The organism is Pantoea rwandensis (assembly GCF_002095475.1).
Lineage (GTDB): Bacteria > Pseudomonadota > Gammaproteobacteria > Enterobacterales > Enterobacteriaceae > Pantoea > Pantoea rwandensis.
The window spans coordinates 40882-59485 of the sequence record NZ_MLFR01000019.1 but is presented as its reverse complement, the minus strand read 5'-3'; the positions used below and the strand labels follow the sequence as shown (position 1 = coordinate 59485).

General features: G+C 54.0%; 20 protein-coding genes. 11 read left to right on the top strand and 9 right to left on the bottom strand.

Annotated elements, in window-relative coordinates; all coding sequences use genetic code 11:
- Positions 1-118: 118 nt before the first annotated feature.
- The 3 genes from HA51_RS17300 to HA51_RS17290 form a co-directional block, all read right to left on the bottom strand.
- On the bottom strand, positions 119-1315 hold the full coding sequence (locus HA51_RS17300; RefSeq protein WP_084935842.1) for a histidine-type phosphatase: 1197 nt from the start codon (positions 1313-1315) through the stop codon (positions 119-121).
- Positions 1316-1356: 41 nt separating this feature from the next.
- Positions 1357-2166, bottom strand: a complete 810-nt coding sequence (locus tag HA51_RS17295) for an inositol monophosphatase family protein (RefSeq protein ID WP_084935841.1) — start codon at positions 2164-2166, stop codon at positions 1357-1359.
- Between the two features lie 162 nt (positions 2167-2328).
- The gene (locus HA51_RS17290; protein ID WP_084935840.1) at positions 2329-2910 is read right to left on the bottom strand and encodes an ACP phosphodiesterase; all 582 of its coding nucleotides are present in this window, start codon (positions 2908-2910) and stop codon (positions 2329-2331) included.
- Positions 2911-3196: 286 nt separating this feature from the next.
- On the opposite strand from HA51_RS17290, the gene queA reads away from it, so the two are divergent.
- The 5 genes from queA to secF are packed head-to-tail and all read left to right on the top strand — an operon-like array spanning position 3197 to position 8633.
- Entirely contained in the window at positions 3197-4267 is a 1071-nt protein-coding gene (gene queA / locus HA51_RS17285) for a tRNA preQ1(34) S-adenosylmethionine ribosyltransferase-isomerase QueA (protein ID WP_084935839.1), read from the top strand.
- Between the two features lie 31 nt (positions 4268-4298).
- Complete coding sequence (gene tgt / locus HA51_RS17280; RefSeq protein ID WP_084935838.1) at positions 4299-5423, top strand: tRNA guanosine(34) transglycosylase Tgt; 1125 nt, start codon at positions 4299-4301, stop codon at positions 5421-5423.
- 25 nt (positions 5424-5448) lie between these two features.
- Positions 5449-5781 carry a preprotein translocase subunit YajC gene (gene yajC, locus HA51_RS17275; protein ID WP_034831018.1) on the top strand — a complete coding sequence of 111 codons (333 nt, stop codon included), beginning with the start codon at positions 5449-5451 and terminating at the stop codon, positions 5779-5781.
- Positions 5782-5806: 25 nt separating this feature from the next.
- Positions 5807-7654, top strand: coding sequence for a protein translocase subunit SecD (gene secD, locus HA51_RS17270; RefSeq protein ID WP_084935837.1), 1848 nt, complete (start codon positions 5807-5809; stop codon positions 7652-7654).
- 10 nt (positions 7655-7664) lie between these two features.
- The gene (gene secF, locus HA51_RS17265) at positions 7665-8633 is read left to right on the top strand and encodes a protein translocase subunit SecF (RefSeq protein ID WP_084935836.1); all 969 of its coding nucleotides are present in this window, start codon (positions 7665-7667) and stop codon (positions 8631-8633) included.
- Between the two features lie 351 nt (positions 8634-8984).
- Here secF and HA51_RS17260 read toward each other — a convergent pair whose 3' ends face one another.
- Positions 8985-9548: a SadB/YajI family lipoprotein gene (locus tag HA51_RS17260; protein WP_084935835.1), complete on the bottom strand. Its 564-nt coding sequence runs from the start codon at positions 9546-9548 to the stop codon at positions 8985-8987.
- Positions 9549-9563: 15 nt separating this feature from the next.
- Positions 9564-10001 (bottom strand): peptidoglycan-binding protein LysM, encoded by a 438-nt coding sequence (gene lysM / locus HA51_RS17255; RefSeq protein ID WP_084935834.1) that lies wholly within the window; start codon positions 9999-10001, stop codon positions 9564-9566.
- A gap of 173 nt (positions 10002-10174) precedes the next feature.
- Between lysM and nrdR the strand changes: the two genes are divergently transcribed.
- The 6 genes from nrdR to pgpA all read left to right on the top strand — a co-directional run bounded on the left by nrdR (position 10175) and on the right by pgpA (position 14232).
- Entirely contained in the window at positions 10175-10624 is a 450-nt protein-coding gene (nrdR, locus tag HA51_RS17250; protein ID WP_034831027.1) for a transcriptional regulator NrdR, read from the top strand.
- Positions 10625-10627: 3 nt separating this feature from the next.
- Positions 10628-11731 (top strand): bifunctional diaminohydroxyphosphoribosylaminopyrimidine deaminase/5-amino-6-(5-phosphoribosylamino)uracil reductase RibD, encoded by a 1104-nt coding sequence (gene ribD, locus HA51_RS17245; protein ID WP_084935833.1) that lies wholly within the window; start codon positions 10628-10630, stop codon positions 11729-11731.
- 90 nt (positions 11732-11821) lie between these two features.
- Entirely contained in the window at positions 11822-12292 is a 471-nt protein-coding gene (ribH, locus tag HA51_RS17240) for a 6,7-dimethyl-8-ribityllumazine synthase (protein WP_084935832.1), read from the top strand.
- Positions 12293-12311: 19 nt separating this feature from the next.
- Positions 12312-12731, top strand: a complete 420-nt coding sequence (gene nusB / locus HA51_RS17235) for a transcription antitermination factor NusB (protein ID WP_007887007.1) — start codon at positions 12312-12314, stop codon at positions 12729-12731.
- Between the two features lie 45 nt (positions 12732-12776).
- A complete protein-coding gene (gene thiL / locus HA51_RS17230; RefSeq protein ID WP_084935831.1) occupies positions 12777-13754 on the top strand; it encodes a thiamine-phosphate kinase in 978 nt (325 codons plus the stop codon).
- On the top strand, positions 13744-14232 hold the full coding sequence (gene pgpA, locus HA51_RS17225; RefSeq protein ID WP_084935830.1) for a phosphatidylglycerophosphatase A: 489 nt from the start codon (positions 13744-13746) through the stop codon (positions 14230-14232). Before thiL ends, pgpA begins: the two co-directional genes overlap by 11 nt.
- Positions 14233-14425: 193 nt before the next feature.
- Here pgpA and HA51_RS17220 read toward each other — a convergent pair whose 3' ends face one another.
- The 4 genes from HA51_RS17220 to xseB all read right to left on the bottom strand — a co-directional run bounded on the left by HA51_RS17220 (position 14426) and on the right by xseB (position 18489).
- A complete protein-coding gene (locus tag HA51_RS17220) occupies positions 14426-15400 on the bottom strand; it encodes an aldo/keto reductase (protein WP_084935829.1) in 975 nt (324 codons plus the stop codon).
- Between the two features lie 62 nt (positions 15401-15462).
- On the bottom strand, positions 15463-17328 hold the full coding sequence (dxs, locus tag HA51_RS17215; RefSeq protein WP_084935828.1) for a 1-deoxy-D-xylulose-5-phosphate synthase: 1866 nt from the start codon (positions 17326-17328) through the stop codon (positions 15463-15465).
- 19 nt (positions 17329-17347) lie between these two features.
- Entirely contained in the window at positions 17348-18247 is a 900-nt protein-coding gene (ispA, locus tag HA51_RS17210; RefSeq protein ID WP_084935827.1) for a (2E,6E)-farnesyl diphosphate synthase, read from the bottom strand.
- On the bottom strand, positions 18247-18489 hold the full coding sequence (gene xseB / locus HA51_RS17205; RefSeq protein ID WP_084935826.1) for an exodeoxyribonuclease VII small subunit: 243 nt from the start codon (positions 18487-18489) through the stop codon (positions 18247-18249). The genes ispA and xseB overlap by 1 nt, the downstream gene beginning before the upstream one ends.
- Positions 18490-18604: the final 115 nt, after the last annotated feature.

Sequence of the window (18604 nt, the reverse complement as noted above, 5' to 3'; positions counted from 1 at the left end):
GCGGAAACATCATGACCAGGAAAAATTAGAATAATCGCAGGTTCGGCTGGAAATAAGTGTTGTGTCGCTGAATCGTTCAAGCTAAATGATTTAGCATCAATAATGAATCCGGCTATGGCTATTGAGGGTAGCTAACCTGGCTGAGCGCGCTGCGATCAATGGCGGCACTGAATTGCTGCAAGGTCGAATGATAAGGACAAAGCATGCCCACCGAGGTAGTTCGACAATCTTTCTGATGCCACTCCTCGCGTAACAGCGGATGCGTGTCAGTGATGGGCGTCAACAAACGTAATTCGTCGAGACTTTGCGCCTGAAAGTAGATGTGCAGGTAACGCGTTCCGGTTTGCGTATCGCGCCAGCGCTCAAACACCAGACTGCTGCCCGGCGGAATGTTCCCTCGTGAATAGCCTGGCAATTGCCAGTTGAACGGCATCAGTGTGCGCACCATCGCGATGTTGGTGTCATGCGCCACCAACAGTAACCAGCGGGTATTTGGCGTGTCAGGGCTGTCTTGCAGGCTTTTCACCACGGCATCCAGCAAAATGGAGCCGCGCTTCTGGGCAATATAAAAAACATCGTTGCTGAGATCGTAATTGGCCGTCAGCAGCGGCAGCAATGCGCTAATTTGCGCGGATGATGTGATATTGCCCCAGGCAAGTTGAGGGGAGGGCAGGTGTTCGTTCCAGCCAAGACGCAGTGTTTCCACCATACTCGCCAGTACGCTTAATCCCTGCACATAGGTGCTGCCGCTTTTCGTTTGCTTAAGCTGCCATGGGCGATCAAAAAAGGGGCAGTGAGTGGCGCAAACGGCTTGCTTCAACTGCTGGATGGCGGGTTGCAAACGTTGCTGCAGCGCGGCGAGATCGCCCGCTTTATTGGCAATTGCAGCATACTCTTTAGCCGGATCGACTTGAGCAAAAGCGAATTTCTCACTCTGGAACAGGGGATCATTTTCGTCTGCAACGTGATGAATGGTCAGGTTACAGCCAGCAAAAGCACCGGTCACCAGTGCATCCGCCGTCGCCCGCGTCCGTTGCATTGGGCTGGCGCGCACATAAATCTGTTGCTTATCTGGGCAACCTGGCGAGAGTAGGCCGAGTTGACGATAGTGATCCCCCTCCCTGCGACCTTTATTGACCACGGCCGCGTAGCCATGGGCGGTGAGTTCTCCATCGGCGGTATGCCAGCGCGGCCAAGGGCGTTCAGTGGCCGCTTCTATCTCTTTACGGTTGCCCGGCGTCGGTGGACGTATGCCATGACGGCTGATTTCTACCACTTTTTCCAGCTGATAATGATCTTCTGCATGCGCTGGCATGGCAGAGCATGCCAGCAGTATCAGGAGTGAGAGCGCTGCTTTCACAGTGGAAGATGGTCGGGTAACAGGGCTTGGAGTTGTGGATAGATCACGTTATTCGCCAGCAGCACCGGATTACCCCTTTGTAGTCCGTTATTGCTGAGGTAGTCATTGGTGCGGCCACCCGCCTCACGCATTAGCACGATCCCCGGTAAACCATCCCAGGGATTCATGTGCGCTTCGTAATAGCCTATTAGCCGGCCTGCCGCCGCCCATGCGCTCATCAACGCGCCGGAACCATTGCGGATAAACATGCCGCCCTGCGAGAGCAAGCCACCAATAAAGGCCGTCAAAGGTTCAACTGGCTGACTGTTTGAGCTGCTCAAGCCGAGCACACCTTGATTGAGGTGCTGAGCACTATGTGCCTGAATCCGTTTTTCATTGACCCAGGCACCTTTGCCACGGCAGGCGTGGAAGGTTTCATGGTGATTAGGATCGCACACCACGCCGATCACCGGCTCATCTTCACAGACAATCGCGAGGGAGACACACCAGTTATGCAGTCCATTTAGGAAACTGCTGGTGCCATCAATGGGATCAATCACCCAGATAAATCGTGCACCGGCGGTTTCTCCGCCACTCTCTTCACCGAGCACCGCATCTTCGGGAAAGCGTTCACTAATCAGATGTTTAACCAGTTCTTCAACGTTGCGATCCGCTTCGCTGACCACATCCTGCAAATCCTTTTTATGCTCAATAACCAGTTGGTGACGCTGCTGATACCAAGATAAAGCCCGGCTGGCGGCAGTCTTTGCGACATCACATGCAAAGTGATAACGCGCGTCAAGTTCGGTTAGCGTGGCTGATGACATCTTTCCCTCTTATCATTTTCTGGCAAACGAAGTGACAAAAAACACCGAAAAAGGCGACCTGGCGGTGTGACCCACTTAACAAAAGTTAAGAAAGGTTTCATTAAGCCGCAGATGGCTGCGGCTGGCAAGAGGGGCAAATGCAGGGATTGTGAAAAAAAAGGATTAGAGCTGCTGCGCGCGGGCGGCACTCATCAAGCGTGGATAGAATTGGAAGAACAGTGGCTCAAGTTGCTGATAATGATCAACGAAATCCTGATAAGAGTCGCGCAGTGCCACTAAGCGTGGACGACGGTGCGCCATGCCACTGAGCACGCGTGCCAATCGCGTTGGCTCGGCATAGTGCTCAAACCAGCGCTCGCGCCACATCACGGCATTGAGCTCAACGAACCCTTCCGGTGTGCCAGGCAGTTGCGGCAGGATTTCCCGCTCGGCCGCCGAAGTGAAGTCCACTAAGGATTGTGCTGGATGCAGTTGGTCCCAATGCAGCGCAAGGAAGTGATCCCAGATGACGTCAAGAGTAATCGGTGCGACACGGCGCGTTTCAGCACGGAAAAATTGCCGTGCTTCACGCACTTCCGGCAGGCTGTCGGTCAAAACATCGACGCGGCGATGCATGGCGATGCCCGCCACAACCGTTTCCGGCCATTGTGACTGCACATTGCCGCGCACGAAGTCGGCCATCAAATTGCCCAGCAGGGAGCTGTCAGCCAGCTGTGCGAGGTGAAGGTGAGCAAGAAAGTTCATGGCGCATTATATACACGTCATACTTCAAGTTACATGTGCATTGGCTGCTCTCGCTCACTCGAATCACTGACAAAGCAGGTTCATCGGGCTTCTCTCGTTTGCCGCATGATTCTCACCTCTTCCGGTCCAGCGCCAGCGCTAATCTCCAACGCCAAACGAGTTTGTTCTGTACCTCGAATGATTTTGTGTAAAAGCCGAATCGCAGAAATGCAGCCAGTTGTTCAGAATTTCCCGCTTTTCCGCTAAACTATGCCGCCTGTTTTTTGAGTCCTGAAAGAAGTGATGCATGCGTGTAGCCGATTTTGCTTTTGAGTTGCCGGAATCTTTGATCGCCCACTATCCACAGGCGCAGCGCAGCGGTTGCCGCTTGCTGGCGCTGGATGGCCCAAGTGGTGCGTTAAGCCATGAAGTGTTTACCGATGTGCTGGATAAGCTCAATCCGGGCGACCTGCTGGTGTTTAACAATACCCGCGTCATTCCGGCACGCGTGTATGGCCGTAAAGCCAGTGGCGGAAAAATCGAAATGTTGGTTGAGCGCATGCTGGACGATAAGCGCGTACTCGCTCACGTTCGTGCCTCTAAAGCCCCGAAACCGGGCGCTGAACTGTTGCTGGGTGATGATGAAAGTGTAAAAGCGACCATGGTGGCGCGTCACGATACGCTGTTTGAGATCGAGTTTGCCGACGACCGCGCGGTGCTGGATATCCTAAACAGCGTTGGCCATATGCCACTGCCGCCCTACATTGATCGCCCAGATGAAGAAGCAGACCGCGAACTTTATCAAACGGTGTACAGCGCTCGTCCAGGTGCTGTGGCTGCGCCAACTGCTGGTCTGCACTTTGACGAGCCGCTGTTAGAAGCATTGCGTGCCAAAGGGATTGAGATGGCGTTCGTGACGCTGCATGTTGGCGCGGGCACCTTCCAACCGGTGCGTGTGGAGAACATCAACGATCACATCATGCACTCTGAGTACGCTGAAGTGCCGCAGGATGTGGTGGATGCGGTGCTGGCGTGTAAAGCGCGTGGCAATAAAGTGGTCGCGGTCGGTACTACATCAGTCCGTTCGCTGGAGAGTGCGGCGAAAGCGAGCCAGGACGCACTGATTGCTCCGTTCTTCGACGACACGCAAATCTTCATCTATCCGGGTTATCACTATCAGGTGATCGATGCACTGATCACCAATTTCCACCTGCCAGAATCCACGCTGATTATGCTGGTGTCGGCGTTTGCCGGTTACAAAAACACCATGGCGGCTTACCAGAGCGCGGTGGCAGAGCAGTACCGTTTCTTTAGCTACGGGGATGCGATGTACATCACCCGTAATCCACAGGCTCCTGACGAAATCGTTGGGGCATAAAAAGTCAGACTGTTTTTCTGATGAGGTTACTTTGAAATTTGAATTAGATACCACCGACGGGCGCGCGCGCCGTGGCCGTCTGGTCTTTGATCGTGGCGTGGTAGAAACCCCAGCATTTATGCCAGTGGGCACTTACGGCACCGTCAAAGGCATGACGCCGGAAGAAGTGAAAGAGACCGGCGCACAGATTTTGCTGGGCAACACCTTCCACCTGTGGCTGCGTCCGGGCCAGGAGATCATGAAACTGCACGGCGATCTGCACGATTTCATGAACTGGCAGGGACCGATCCTCACCGATTCCGGCGGCTTCCAGGTGTTTAGCCTGGGCGACATTCGTAAGATCACCGAAGCGGGCGTGCATTTCCGTAACCCGATCAACGGCGATCCGATTTTCCTCGATCCCGAAAAATCGATGGAAATTCAATACGATCTCGGTTCTGACGTGGTAATGATCTTCGACGAATGTACGCCGTACCCGGCAGACTGGGACTACGCCAAACGTTCAATGGAGATGTCACTGCGCTGGGCGCAACGTAGCCGTGACCGCTTTGATTCGCTTGGAAATAAAAATGCGCTGTTCGGTATTATTCAAGGCGGTGTTTACGAAGATTTACGAGATGTCTCAGTTAAAGGTCTGGTAGATATCGGCTTTGATGGGTACGCTGTGGGCGGCCTGGCGGTGGGTGAACCTAAAGAGGACATGCACCGTATCCTGGAACACGTCTGTCCGCAAATTCCGCAAGACAAACCGCGTTATTTGATGGGCGTCGGCAAACCAGAAGATCTGGTGGAAGGCGTTCGCCGCGGTATCGATATGTTTGACTGTGTTATGCCAACGCGTAACGCACGTAACGGTCATCTGTTTGTGACCGATGGCGTGGTGAAAATCCGTAATGCCAAGTATAAAGATGACACGACAACGCTGGATGCGGAGTGTGATTGTTACACCTGTCGCAATTATAGCCGTGCCTACTTGTATCATCTTGATCGTTGTAACGAAATACTCGGTGCACGTCTGAATACGATTCACAATCTGCGCTATTACCAGCGTCTGATGGCGGGTTTACGTAAGGCCATCGAAGAGGGTAAATTAGAGCACTTTGTTAGCGAGTTCTACCAACGGACGGGTAAAGCGGTTCCACCGTTAAACGTCTGATAATTCTATCAATGAGGGAAATTTAATGAGCTTTTTCATTTCTGACGCCGTTGCCGCAGCAGGCGCTCCGTCTCAGGGAAGTCCTTATTCTCTGGTGATCATGCTGGTGGTGTTTGGTCTGATCTTCTATTTCATGATTCTGCGCCCGCAGCAGAAGCGTTCAAAAGATCACAAGAAGCTGATGGATTCCATCTCTAAAGGTGATGAAGTGTTGACCAGCGGTGGCTTAGTGGGTCGTGTGACCAAAGTCGCTGACAATGGCTATGTTTCTATCGCCCTGAACGACACCACTGAAGTAGTTGTTAAACGTGATTTCGTGGCCGCCGTTCTGCCGAAAGGTACTATGAAGGCGCTGTAATTTTTTCTTCCCGAAGGGAACTGCCGTGTTAAACCGTTATCCTTTGTGGAAGTACATCATGCTGGTCGTCGTGATTATCGTCGGCCTGCTCTATGCGCTTCCTAACCTTTATGGTGAGGATCCGGCCGTTCAGATCACTGGTGCGCGCGGTGGCGCCGCCAGTGAGCAAACGTTGGATCAGATCCAGAATGTACTGAAACAAGACAATATTCAGAGCAAATCCCTCGTTCTGGAAAATGGTGCCATCCTGGCCCGTTTTGACAATCAGGATGTGCAACTGCGCGCGCGCGATACCCTGACTAGCGCGTTAGGCGATGGCTACGTGGTGGCACTTAACCTCGCACCGGCCACTCCACGTTGGCTGACACTGCTTGCCGCACAGCCGATGAAACTCGGTCTTGATCTGCGTGGCGGCGTTCACTTCCTGATGGAAGTGGATATGGATACCGCGCTGGGCAAACTGCAAGAGCAGAATGCTGACGGCCTGCGCAGTGACCTGCGCGACAAAAGCATTCCTTACACCACTGTGAACAAAATCGCTAACTACGGTGTGGAACTGCGTTTCCGTGACGCTGCCAGCCGTGATGCGGCGATCAGCTACTTGTCACCGCGTCATCAAGATTTGGTGATCTCCAGTGTGGGCAGCGATACGCTGCGTGCGGTGATGACCGATGCGCGTCTGAGCGAAGCACGTGAGTACGCGGTTCAGCAGAACATCAATATCCTGCGTAATCGTGTTAACCAGCTTGGCGTGGCCGAGCCATTAGTGCAGCGTCAGGGTTCTGACCGCATTGTGGTTGAGTTGCCAGGTATTCAGGATACCGCGCGCGCCAAAGAGATTCTGGGTGCAACCGCAACCCTGGAATTCCGTTTGGTTAATACCACCGTTGATCCAAGCGCAGCCGCTAGCGGCCGTGTGCCGGGTGATTCGGAAGTCAAGCAATCGCAAGATGGCCAGCCAGTGGTGCTGTACAAGCGCGTGATTCTGACCGGTGACCATATTACCGACTCTACCTCGAGCATGGATGAGTACAACCAGCCACAGGTGAACATTTCACTGGATGGCGCGGGCGGTAACATCATGTCTAACTTCACCAAGGACAACATCGGTAAAGCGATGGCGACCCTGTTTGTGGAGTACAAGGACAGCGGTAAGAAAGACGCCAATGGCCGTTCAATTCTGGTGAAGCAGGAACAAGTGATTAACGTGGCGAACATTCAGTCGCGCCTCGGTAACAGCTTCCGTATCACCGGTATTAACAACCCGAACGAAGCGCGTCAGCTTTCGCTGTTGCTGCGTGCCGGTGCGTTGATTGCGCCAATTCAGATTGTGGAAGAGCGTACCATTGGTCCAACCATGGGTCAGCAGAACATCACACAGGGTCTCGAAGCCTGCTTGTGGGGTCTGATCGCGTCCATTCTGTTTATGGTGGTGTTCTACAAGAAGTTCGGTCTGATTGCATCCAGTGCACTGTTGTGCAACCTGGTATTGATTGTCGGTATCATGTCACTGCTGCCGGGCGCAACGCTCACCATGCCGGGTATTGCCGGTATCGTGCTAACGCTGGCGGTTGCAGTCGATGCCAACGTGTTGATTAACGAACGTATTAAAGAAGAACTGCGTAACGGACGCTCGGTACAGCAGGCGATTCATGAAGGCTATAAAGGCGCCTTCTCCAGTATCGTCGATGCCAACGTCACTACGCTGATTAAAGTTATCATTCTTTATGCGGTCGGTACCGGTTCTATCAAAGGCTTTGCGATCACCACCGCTATCGGTATCGCGACGTCTATGTTTACCGCTATCGTCGGCACCCGTGCCATCGTTAACCTGGTGTACGGCGGCAAACGCATCAACAAGCTGTCTATCTGAGGAGTGCGTTGTGGCACAGGACTATAGTATTGAACAGCTAAACCATGGGCGTAAGGTCGTTGACTTTATGCGCTGGGATACGCTGGCTTTCATCATCTCCGGTCTGCTGATTGTGGCGTCTATCGCCATTATCGGTGTGCGAGGCTTCAACTGGGGCCTCGACTTTACCGGCGGAACGGTGATTGAGATTAACCTGGAAAAACCAACCGATCTGGATGAACTGCGTCAGGGTCTGGTGAAAGCGGGCTTTGAAGAGCCGCTGGTACAGAACTTTGGCAGCAGCCGTGATGTGATGGTGCGTATGCCTCCAGTAACCGGCCCAGCGGGTCAGGAACTGGGCAGCAAAGTTCTGGCATCGATTAACCAGACAACGCAGCAGAACGCGACCGTGAAGCGTATCGAATTCGTTGGCCCAAGTGTGGGTAGCGATTTGGCGCAAGCAGGGGCGATGGCGCTGTTGTCGGCACTGATTGCGATTCTGATCTATATCGGCATCCGCTTTGAGTGGCGTCTGGCGCTGGGAACCGTGCTGGCACTGGCGCACGATGTGATCATCACCTGCGGCATTTTGGCGCTGGTGCATATCGAGATCGATCTGACGATTGTGGCTTCTTTGATGTCGGTGATTGGTTACTCTCTTAACGATAAGATCGTGGTTTCCGACCGTATTCGTGAGAACTTCCGCAAGATTCGTCGCGGTTCTTCTTACGATATTACTAACGTGTCGTTGACCCAAACGTTGAGCCGTACCTTGATCACCTCGCTGACCACGCTGGCGATGATCATGATTCTGTTCCTGTTTGGTGGCGCGCTGCTGAAAGGCTTCTCGCTGACCATGCTGATCGGTGTCACCATCGGTACCATTTCGTCTATCTATGTTTCTTCTGCTCTGGCGCTGAAACTGGGTATGAAACGTGAACATATGCTGGTGCAGAAAGTCGAGAAAGAGGGCGCAGATCAGCCTTCTATCCTGCCTTAATGCGGTGAGTGATATGAAAACGGGCTGCCCTTGGGCAGCCCGTTTTTTTATGCCTGGTACGCATGAATGCGTACCCTACAGCGCAACGGTGTATCTTTGCACGGTCACCTCACGTGGTGAGCTTTCCATTACAGCACAACGGCTTATCTCTGCTCGGTCACCTTACGTGGTGAGCTTTCCATTACAGCACAACGGCTTATCTCTGCACGGTCACCTTACGTGGTGAGCTTTCCATTACAGCACAACGGCTTATTTCTGCACGGTCACCTTACGTGGTGAGCTTTCCATTACAGCACAACGGTGTATCTCCGTAGGGGCACCCTTTATGGTGACCGTGCCATGCTCAAGCGATCAGGGCGTCTTCGCTTTTTCTGCTGCAGGCAACACATCATGTACGCGCACATAGCCGAGTTGCTCCGGCGTCAGTCCGCTTAACCTCAGCGGCACCGTCACGGAACTGCGTGGCATCAAACTCGCTTCAACCTGGATCGTCTGGCTCAGACTCTCCGCATTCAGCGGTTTACCACTGGCTGGGTCCAATTCTCCCCACACCACCGTGGCGCTAAGTGCTGGGATCGGCTGGTCATCTGTTGAACGGATATTCAGGTCCGCATGACTACCACCGGCTTCACCGACCACTCGGGATAGCGACAAGCGCAATTTACCTAACTGAGTCTGAAGCTCCACCGGCGTGTTGGCCTGCGGTAACAGCCATGCGCCTTGTGTTGACTGCCCATTAAGCTGTCCCTGAATTTCCAGTGCCGTTGCCTGATTGGTCAGCTTACGCATCTGCTGATTAAGCTGACTCACTTCCTGATGTAACTCTTTGACCTGCGGTGAAGTCGGCGTTGAGCTGCAACCACTGAGAACCAGCAGCGAGAGTGCTGCGGGTGCCCAAAACGTCCTGATCGTCATGCATTGTCCTTTCTGTTATTTCGGAATTCGTAATACCTGGCCTGGGTAGATCTTATCAGGATGCGTCAGCATTGGCTTGTTTGCTTCAAAAATCTTGTTGTATTCATTGGGGTTACCATAAAGCTGTTTGGAAATCGCGCTTAGCGTATCGCCTTTTTTTACCGTATAGAATTCCGCTTCTGGTGCAGCATCCGACACGCTGACCTTATCATCAACCTTAGTGATGCCCGCCACGTTACCTGCCGCCACCAAAATCTTCTCTTTCAATTCCTGTGAGATACCGTCGCCGCTGACTGTGACGGTATCGCCCTGGACATCGACTTTGACTTTGTCGCTATCAGGCAAGCCAAGTTGCTTGATGTGATCCTGTAATTTTTTACTCGGATCATCGGCGCCTGAAACTGCATCCCATAACTTTTCACCTGCTTCTTTGACGAAATTAAACAGTCCCATATAACCTCCTGCAAATGTGCCGGATTGGCTGTTTAAGCGTAGTGGCTTTTGCCGTTTTACAGGCAAAGGGCTGCTGCCTCTGTGAGCCGGGCTGTGATTCAATCGCGCGTATTTAGTTGCCTATCAGATCGCGCTACACTATATGGCCTATTTATCTCGCGACAGGATACGTCATGCATTGCCCCTTCTGCTCCGCTGTAGACACCAAAGTGATCGACTCACGTCTGGTCAGTGAAGGTTCTTCGGTGCGTCGCCGCCGCCAGTGTCTGGTGTGTCATGAGCGTTTTACCACCTTTGAAGTGGCTGAGTTAGTCATGCCGCGCGTGGTGAAAAGCAACGATGTGCGTGAACCCTTTAACGAAGATAAGCTCGCCAGCGGCATGATGAAAGCGTTGGAGAAACGCCCAGTCAGCGCTGACGCCGTGGATAACGCGGTGAACCACATTAAAACCCAGCTCCGTGCTACGGGTGAGCGCGAAATTCCCAGCAAGCTGGTGGGCAACCTGGTAATGGAAGAGCTGAAAAAACTCGATAAAGTTGCCTACATCCGTTTTGCTTCGGTGTATCGCAGCTTCGAAGATATCCGTGATTTTGGCGAAGAGATCGCCCGCTTACAGGACTAAGCCATGACTGACGAACGCTACATGGCGCGCGCGCTGGAACTGGCGCGTCGCGGACGTTTTACCACTACCCCTAACCCTAACGTTGGCTGCGTGATTGTGCGTGGCGATGAGATTGTTGGCGAAGGCTGGCATCACCGTGCCGGTGAGCCGCATGCGGAAGTGCATGCGCTGCGCATGGCCGGTGAAAAAGCCAAAGGCGCCACGGCGTACGTGACGCTTGAGCCCTGTAGTCATCATGGCCGGACACCGCCATGTTGCGATGCGTTGATTGCCGCGGGCGTCAGCCGCGTGGTGGCGGCGATGCAAGATCCAAACCCGCAAGTGGCGGGGCGTGGGTTATATCGCTTGCAGCAGGCCGGCATTGAAGTCAGCCACGGCTTAATGATGAGCGAAGCTGAAGCATTGAATCGCGGTTTTCTGAAACGCATGCGCACCGGTTTTCCGTGGATTCAGCTTAAACTCGGCGCATCCCTTGATGGGCGGACCGCGATGGCCAGTGGCGAAAGTCAGTGGATCACCTCGGCGGCCGCAAGGCGCGATGTGCAACGTTTTCGTGCCCAGAGTTCGGCTATCCTTAGCTCCAGTGCCACGGTACTGGCTGATGATCCTTCATTGACTGTGCGCTGGAATGAATTAAACGAGGATGTACACCAGCAGCTGGACGAAAGCGCACTGCGCCAGCCTGTACGCGTGATCATCGATAGCCAGCAGCGCGTGACGCCTCAACATCGCTTGATAACGCAGCCTGGCGAAACCTGGCTGATGCGCAGTGATATTGATCAGCAGTCTTGGCCGCAAAGCGTCAGCCAGATCGCCGTGCCTTTGCGCGGTGAGCATCTCGATTTAGTGGCGATGATGATGCTGCTCGGGCAACGTCAGATCAACACGGTTTGGGTGGAGGCCGGTGCCAGCTTAGCCGGTGCGCTGTTGCAGGTTGGATTGGTCGATGAACTGATTGTCTACATGGCACCGAAGTTGCTGGGCAACGCCGCGCGTGGCCTGTGTGAACTGCCTGGACTGGAGCAATTGAACGATGCTCCCGCCCTGAATTTTAGCGATGTGCGCAAGGTTGGCGCGGACCTGCGACTGACCCTGACGCCTGCTTAAGCATCAACTGAAAAGCCTGAGCGCGTCGCCGAAGAGTATGATAGAATCCGCCCCCTTCTGCGGGGCCATTAAATAACCCAAAGGATATGTATGAAAGTTATCGAAGCTCCTGTTGCCACGCCAGATGCAAACATTGCCATCGTTATTGCGCGTTTTAACAACTTCATTAATAACAGCCTGCTGGACGGCGCGATTGACGCTTTAAAGCGTATCGGCCAGGTGAAAGCAGATAACATCACCGTTGTCTGGGTTCCAGGTGCATACGAATTGCCATTGGCAGCACGCGCGCTGGCGAAAGCCGGTAAGCACGACGCAATTGTCGCGTTGGGCACCGTGATCCGTGGCGGCACCGCACACTTCGAATATGTAGCAGGTGAAGCCAGTTCGGGCATTGCGAATGTCGCAATGACCAGCGATATCCCAGTGACCTTCGGCGTACTGACTACCGAAAATATCGAGCAGGCGATTGAACGCGCCGGCACGAAAGCGGGTAATAAAGGTGCCGAAGCGGCCCTGACTGCACTCGAAATGATTAACGTATTGAAAGCCATCAAAGCCTGATTTTTGGAAGGGGAATTTTGTGAAACCTGCTGCTCGTCGTCGCGCCCGTGAGTGCGCTGTTCAGGCGCTTTACTCTTGGCAGCTGTCTAAGAATGACATTGCCGATGTGGAATACCAGTTTCTGGCGGAACAAGACGTAAAAGACGTCGATATTAGCTATTTCCGCGAATTGCTGGCCGGTGTGGCGACTAACAGCGCGTACCTGGACGGTCTGATGAAGCCTTACCTGTCACGCCAGCTGGAAGAGCTGGGTCAGGTAGAAAAAGCCATTTTGCGTATTTCGCTGTATGAGCTGAGCAAGCGTTCAGATGTGCCCTATAAAGTGGCCATCAACGAAGGCATCGAACTGGCGAAAGTGTTTGGCGCTGAAGACAGCCACAAGTTTGTCAACGGTGTGCTAGATAAAGCCGCCCCGCAAATTCGACCCAACAAAAAATAATGCAAAAGGCCGGTTCACCGGCCTTTTTTCATTGAGACCTGACTTATGTCCTGTGGTGAATTCGAACTGATCGCACGTTACTTTAACCGCGTCACCAGCTCCCGCCGCGATGTGGAGAAAGGAATTGGTGACGACTGCGCGTTACTCAACGTTTCCGAAAAACAGACGCTGGCCATTAGCACGGATACGCTGGTGGCGGGTGTGCACTTCTTACGTGATATCCATCCCGCCGATCTCGGCTACAAAGCACTGGCCGTCAATTTAAGTGATTTAGCGGCGATGGGCGCCGATCCTGCGTGGTTGACGCTGGCGATTACGCTGCCTGAAGTTGACGAAAGCTGGCTTTCAGCGTTTAGCAACAGCCTGTTTGAGCTGTTGGATTACTACGACATGCAACTCATTGGCGGCGATACCACGCGCGGGCCGCTCAGCTTGACGCTGGGTATTCACGGTCTGGTGCCCGTGGGGCGGGCGCTGAAGCGCTCTGGCGCAAAACCGGGTGACTGGATCTTTGTCACTGGCACGCTGGGTGACAGTGCGGCGGGGCTCTCGCTGCTGCAGCATCATCATCGCTTGAATGATCCGGCAGTGCATGAAGCACTGATTAAGCGTCATCTGCGTCCAATGCCACGCGTGTTACAGGGCCAGGCGTTGCGTAATCTGGCGACCTCCGCCATTGATATATCTGACGGTTTAATCTCCGATCTCGGCCATATTCTGACAGCCAGCCGCGTGGGCGCGCGCCTCAATCTGGAAGCTTTGCCGCTCTCAGCTGCACTGCGCGACCATTTTGAGTCGGAGCAGGTGTTGACGTGGGCACTGAGCGGTGGCGAAGACTACGAGCTGTGCTTTACCGTTCCAGAAGTGAACCGTGGTGCGCTGGATGTGGCGCTTGGTCATCTGGGTGTGCCTTACACGTGTATTGGGCAAATCGCTCCAGAAGCAGATGGCCTGACGCTGTTGGAAAACGGCAAGCCACGCAGTGTTAATTTCAAGGGATTTGATCACTTTGATGCGAAGTAAAGATGTGGCCAAAAGCCGCCTGCGCCTGAGTAATCCATGGCATTTGTTGGCAATCGGTTTTGGCAGTGGGTTAAGCCCCATTATGCCTGGCACGGCAGGTTCTCTCGCGGCCATTCCCTTCTGGTATCTGATGACGTTTTTGCCGTTACAGATCTATTCGTTGCTGGTGCTGATTGGTATTAGTGTTGGCGTGTATCTCTGTCATCGCACGGCAAAAGATATGGGCGTACACGATCACGGCAGTATCGTGTGGGACGAGTTTATCGGCATGTGGATTACGCTGATGGCGATTCCGGCGATGAGCTGGCAGTGGGTACTGGCGGGGTTTGTCATCTTCCGTATTTTCGATATGTGGAAACCCTGGCCGATTCGCTGGTTCGATAAGAACGTGCATGGCGGGATGGGGATCATGGTCGACGATATTATCGCGGGCGTGATTTCTGCCGCGATTTTGTATGGATTGGGGCTGGTGCTTTAATTCATATTGCGCGATGAATCGCGCCGCTACGGATGTGTGCCAGACCGGAAGCGGCGCAATTTATTGCGCGTTGAATCGCAGTGCTGCAAATGTGTTCCAGACCGGTAGCGGCGCAATTTATTGCGCGTTTAATCGCATTGCTACGGATGTGTGCCTGATCGGTAGCGGCGCAATTTATTGCGCGTGTTAACGCTTACTCAAATCCCACCACCGGATGCGGTTGATACACCGTTTCCAGCTCGGCAATGTCCGTTGAACTCAGTTCCACATCCACGGCTTTCACTAACTCTGCAAACTGCTGCTCGCGTGATGCGCCAATAATCGGCGCGGTCACCACCGGCTTATGCAACAGCCACGCCAGCGCAACTTGGGCGCGCGTCACGCCTTTATCCGCCGCGACGGTGGCAAGACGTTCAGCTATTGCTGCATCATTCTCTTCGGTGCCGGTATAGAGTTTATCCATCACGTTATCCGATACCGAACGTGCGGTGGTTTCCCCCCAGGCACGCGTCAACTTGCCGCGCGCCAGCGGACTCCACGGCAACACCGCGATACCTTCGCGTTCACACAGCGGGTGCATCTCGTTCTCTTCTTCTCGCTGAATCAGGTTGTACTGATCCTGCATGCTGACAAAGCGCGCCCACCCATTGTGTTTTTGCAGATCCAGAGCCTGTGCGAACTGCGCAGCATGCATTGAAGAAGCACCGATGTAGCGCGCTTTACCGGCTTTCACCACCTCATTCAGTGCTTCCAGCGTCTCTTCAATCGGCGTGTTGTAATCCCAGCGGTGAATCTGCAACAGATCAACGTAGTCCATGCCGAGGCGTGTCAGGCTGTCATCGATGGATTGCAGGATGTTTTGACGGGACAGGCCCTGAGAGAGGTTGCTGAGCGGGAAATAGACCTTGGTCGCCACCACTACGCGATCGCGTTGGGCAAAATCTTTCAGAGCACGCCCGACAATCTCTTCGCTGCTGCCATCAGAATAACTGTTGGCGGTGTCGAAAAAGTTAATCCCTGCGTCTAACGCCTGTTTAATCAGCGGGCGACTACTCTCTTCGGGCAGTGTCCATGCGTGGTTGCCCCGCATCGGATCGCCGTAAGTCATGCAGCCTAGACAGAGACGCGAAACCTGTAAGTCGGTTTGGCCTAAACGAATGGTTTTCATGGGAGCTCCTGCTCTTATGCGTTAGGAATGCCCTAAGCATAGCAGCAGGAGCGGGGAGGGGATTACTGCGCCAGCCAGTCAGTGATTTGTTGCTGAATACCGGCGGCATCCAGCTGATAATCCTGACGAACCTCTTCCTGTGTGCCCTGCGGAATAAACTCGTCTGGCAGACCCAGGTTCAGCACGTGAACACGCAGGCGTTTTGCCATCACGTATTCGTTGACGCCGCTACCGGCTCCGCCTTTAATCGCACCTTCTTCCAGTGTCACCAAGGAATCATGGTTGGCAGCCAGTTCGGCAATCAGCGCTTCATCCAGTGGCTTCACAAAACGCATATCCACCAGGGTGGCATTGAGCGCTTCAGCAGCGGCCTGGGCTTCCGGCAACAGGGTGCCGAAGTTAAGGATCGCCAGTTTTTCGCCGCGACGTTTCACAATGCCTTTGCCCAACGGCAGGCTGGCCAATGGCTCCAGCGTGGCGCCCGTGCCGGTGCCGCGCGGGTAGCGCACCGCACTTGGACCGTCCTGATAGTGATAGCCGGTGTAGAGCATCTGACGACACTCATTTTCATCACTCGGCGTCATGATCACCATCTCAGGTACACAGCGCAGGAAGGCGATATCAAAGGCACCTTGGTGCGTCTGACCGTCCGCGCCGACAATGCCGCCGCGATCGATAGCAAACAACACCGGCAGTTTTTGAATGGCGACATCGTGAATCAGCTGATCGTAGGCACGTTGCAAGAAGGTCGAGTAGATCGCCACTACTGGCTTGTAACCACCGATCGCCATGCCCGCGGCAAACGTCACCGCGTGCTGCTCGGCAATCGCCACATCAAAATATTGCTGCGGATAGTCACGGGAATAACTCACCATACCTGAGCCTTCACGCATCGCCGGAGTGACCGCCATCAAACGCGGATCGTCAGCAGCCATTTCGCTCAACCAGCTACCGAAAATCTTCGAGTAGCTTGGCAGGCCCGGTGCGCTTTTCGGCAGTGAACCGCTGGCAGGATCGAACTTCGGTACCGCGTGCCAGGCGATCGGGTCTTGCTCAGCGGGCGCGTAACCTTTGCCCTTTTTGGTCATGATGTGCAGGAACTGCGGGCCTTTCAAGTCGCGCATATTCTTCAGCGTGCTCACCAGCGTGAGTACATCGTGTCCATCTACCGGACCGATATAGTTAAAGCCCAGCTCTTCAAACAGCGTGCCTGGCACTACCATGCCTTTCAGGTGTTCTTCGGTGCGCTTTACCAGCTCTTTGATCGGGGGTAGCCCACCCAACACGCGCTTGCCGCCTTCGCGCAGGCGTGAATACGTTTTGCCCGAAAGAATCTGTGCCAGACGATTATTGAGCGCGCCAACGTTCTCAGAGATCGACATCTCGTTGTCGTTGAGGATCACCAACATATCGGGCTTGATGTCGCCCGCGTGGTTCATCGCTTCGAATGCCATGCCTGCGGTGATCGCGCCGTCGCCAATGATACAGGCAGTACGACGGCCTTTACCTTCACGCTCGGCGGCAACCGCCATACCCAGACCTGCGCTGATTGAGGTCGAGGAGTGACCGACGCTCAGCACGTCATACTCACTCTCGCCGCGCCACGGGAACGGATGCAGGCCATTTTTCTGACGGATGGTGCCAATGCGATCGCGGCGTCCGGTCAGAATCTTGTGTGGGTAAGCCTGATGGCCCACGTCCCACACCAGATGGTCAAACGGGGTGTTATAAACATAATGCAGCGCGACTGTTAGTTCGACGACGCCCAGACCCGAAGCAAAGTGGCCGGAAGAACGGCTCACACTATCCAGCAGATACTGGCGTAGCTCGTCACACAGGGCCGGAAGTTTCTCTTTCGGCAGTAAACGTAATTCCTGAACCGTGCTTGCTAACGCCAGTGTCGGGTATTTTGCAATATCAAAACTCATCAGAGACTCATTATGAAAGTTATTTATCGCGTTCAATTATGAAGCTTGCCAGTGCTTGTAAGGCGGTGGTGTTATAAGACTGTGCCGCCAGAATTTCCAGTGCGCCCAACGCTTCCTGATACAGATCCGCGGCTTTAGTGCGAGCATTGTCCAGTCCCATCAATGCGGGATAGGTACTCTTACCCAGCGCCTGATCGGCACCCTGAGTTTTGCCCAGCACGGCGGTATCACCAATGACATCAAGAATGTCATCTTGTACCTGAAACGCCAATCCGATGGCGTTGGCATAGGTATCCAGTATCGGTAAAGCGGCACGCCCCTGTTCGCCCGCCGCCAGGGCGCCAAGACGCACGGCGGCACGAATCAACGCACCGGTTTTATGACGATGGATCTGCTCCAGCTGCGCGAGGTCGATACTTTTGCCTTCTGCCGCCAAATCCAGTGCCTGACCGCCGCACATACCGGCTACGCCACTGGCTTGCGCCAGCTCAGAGATCATAGCAATACGGGCTTGCGGGCTAACGCCCGTCATTGGCTGATCGGCAAGAATCGAGAACGCCAAGGTTTGTAACGCATCACCGGCGAGAATCGCTGTGTCTTCGCCATACTTAATATGGCAGGTTGGCTGCCCGCGACGTAACGCATCGTCATCCATCGCCGGCAGATCGTCATGAATCAGAGAGTAAGCATGAATGCACTCCACGGCCGCGGCCGGTGCATCCAGGCTGGCCGCATCGGCCTTCAGCATCTCACCGGTGGCATACACCAAAAAGGGGCGCAGACGCTTACCGCCTAATAGTGCCCCATATTGCATGGCTTGCACCAGAGGAGAACTCTGAAAAGGAAGTGGATCTATTAAACGCGTCAACGCCAGATTGACGCGTTCATGGTACGCGTTCAGTAAGTTAACGAAATCCATTACTCATTTTCCGGCGTGAAAGGCGCAAGGTCGGCGTTTTTATCATCATTGAGCAGGATTTGAACACGCTGCTCTGCCTGTTGCAGAGTTTGTTGGCCGGTGCGTGCCAGCTGTACGCCGCGTTCAAATTCGTTCAGCGCCTCTTCCAGTGGCAGTTCACCACTCTCCAGACGGCTGACAATCTGTTCCAGCTGCTGTAACGCGCTTTCAAAACTGGCTGGCGCTTCGGCTTTTTTCGGCATAATCAGTGTCAACTCACAGGTTGGGAATCATCTTGCAATCGGTCATGGTAGCCGACGAGGATTAATTAGCAAAATAATGAATGTGATTGCGGTAGCAGAAGCAGTCATCTGACAA

What these genes read in the sequence shown, in the direction of transcription:
- HA51_RS17300 (WP_084935842.1), bottom strand. Translation starts at nt 1,315, where the DNA reads ATGCCAGCGCATGCAGAAGATCATTATCAGCTGGAAAAAGTGGTAGAA.
- HA51_RS17295 (WP_084935841.1), bottom strand. Translation starts at nt 2,166, where the DNA reads ATGTCATCAGCCACGCTAACCGAACTTGACGCGCGTTATCACTTTGCA.
- HA51_RS17290 (WP_084935840.1), bottom strand. Translation starts at nt 2,910, where the DNA reads ATGAACTTTCTTGCTCACCTTCACCTCGCACAGCTGGCTGACAGCTCC.
- queA (WP_084935839.1), top strand. Translation starts at nt 3,197, where the DNA reads ATGCGTGTAGCCGATTTTGCTTTTGAGTTGCCGGAATCTTTGATCGCC.
- yajC (WP_034831018.1), top strand. Translation starts at nt 5,449, where the DNA reads ATGAGCTTTTTCATTTCTGACGCCGTTGCCGCAGCAGGCGCTCCGTCT.
- HA51_RS17260 (WP_084935835.1), bottom strand. Translation starts at nt 9,548, where the DNA reads ATGACGATCAGGACGTTTTGGGCACCCGCAGCACTCTCGCTGCTGGTT.
- lysM (WP_084935834.1), bottom strand. Translation starts at nt 10,001, where the DNA reads ATGGGACTGTTTAATTTCGTCAAAGAAGCAGGTGAAAAGTTATGGGAT.
- nrdR (WP_034831027.1), top strand. Translation starts at nt 10,175, where the DNA reads ATGCATTGCCCCTTCTGCTCCGCTGTAGACACCAAAGTGATCGACTCA.
- ribD (WP_084935833.1), top strand. Translation starts at nt 10,628, where the DNA reads ATGACTGACGAACGCTACATGGCGCGCGCGCTGGAACTGGCGCGTCGC.
- ribH (WP_084935832.1), top strand. Translation starts at nt 11,822, where the DNA reads ATGAAAGTTATCGAAGCTCCTGTTGCCACGCCAGATGCAAACATTGCC.
- thiL (WP_084935831.1), top strand. Translation starts at nt 12,777, where the DNA reads ATGTCCTGTGGTGAATTCGAACTGATCGCACGTTACTTTAACCGCGTC.
- pgpA (WP_084935830.1), top strand. Translation starts at nt 13,744, where the DNA reads ATGCGAAGTAAAGATGTGGCCAAAAGCCGCCTGCGCCTGAGTAATCCA.
- HA51_RS17220 (WP_084935829.1), bottom strand. Translation starts at nt 15,400, where the DNA reads ATGAAAACCATTCGTTTAGGCCAAACCGACTTACAGGTTTCGCGTCTC.
- dxs (WP_084935828.1), bottom strand. Translation starts at nt 17,328, where the DNA reads ATGAGTTTTGATATTGCAAAATACCCGACACTGGCGTTAGCAAGCACG.
- ispA (WP_084935827.1), bottom strand. Translation starts at nt 18,247, where the DNA reads ATGGATTTCGTTAACTTACTGAACGCGTACCATGAACGCGTCAATCTG.
- xseB (WP_084935826.1), bottom strand. Translation starts at nt 18,489, where the DNA reads ATGCCGAAAAAAGCCGAAGCGCCAGCCAGTTTTGAAAGCGCGTTACAG.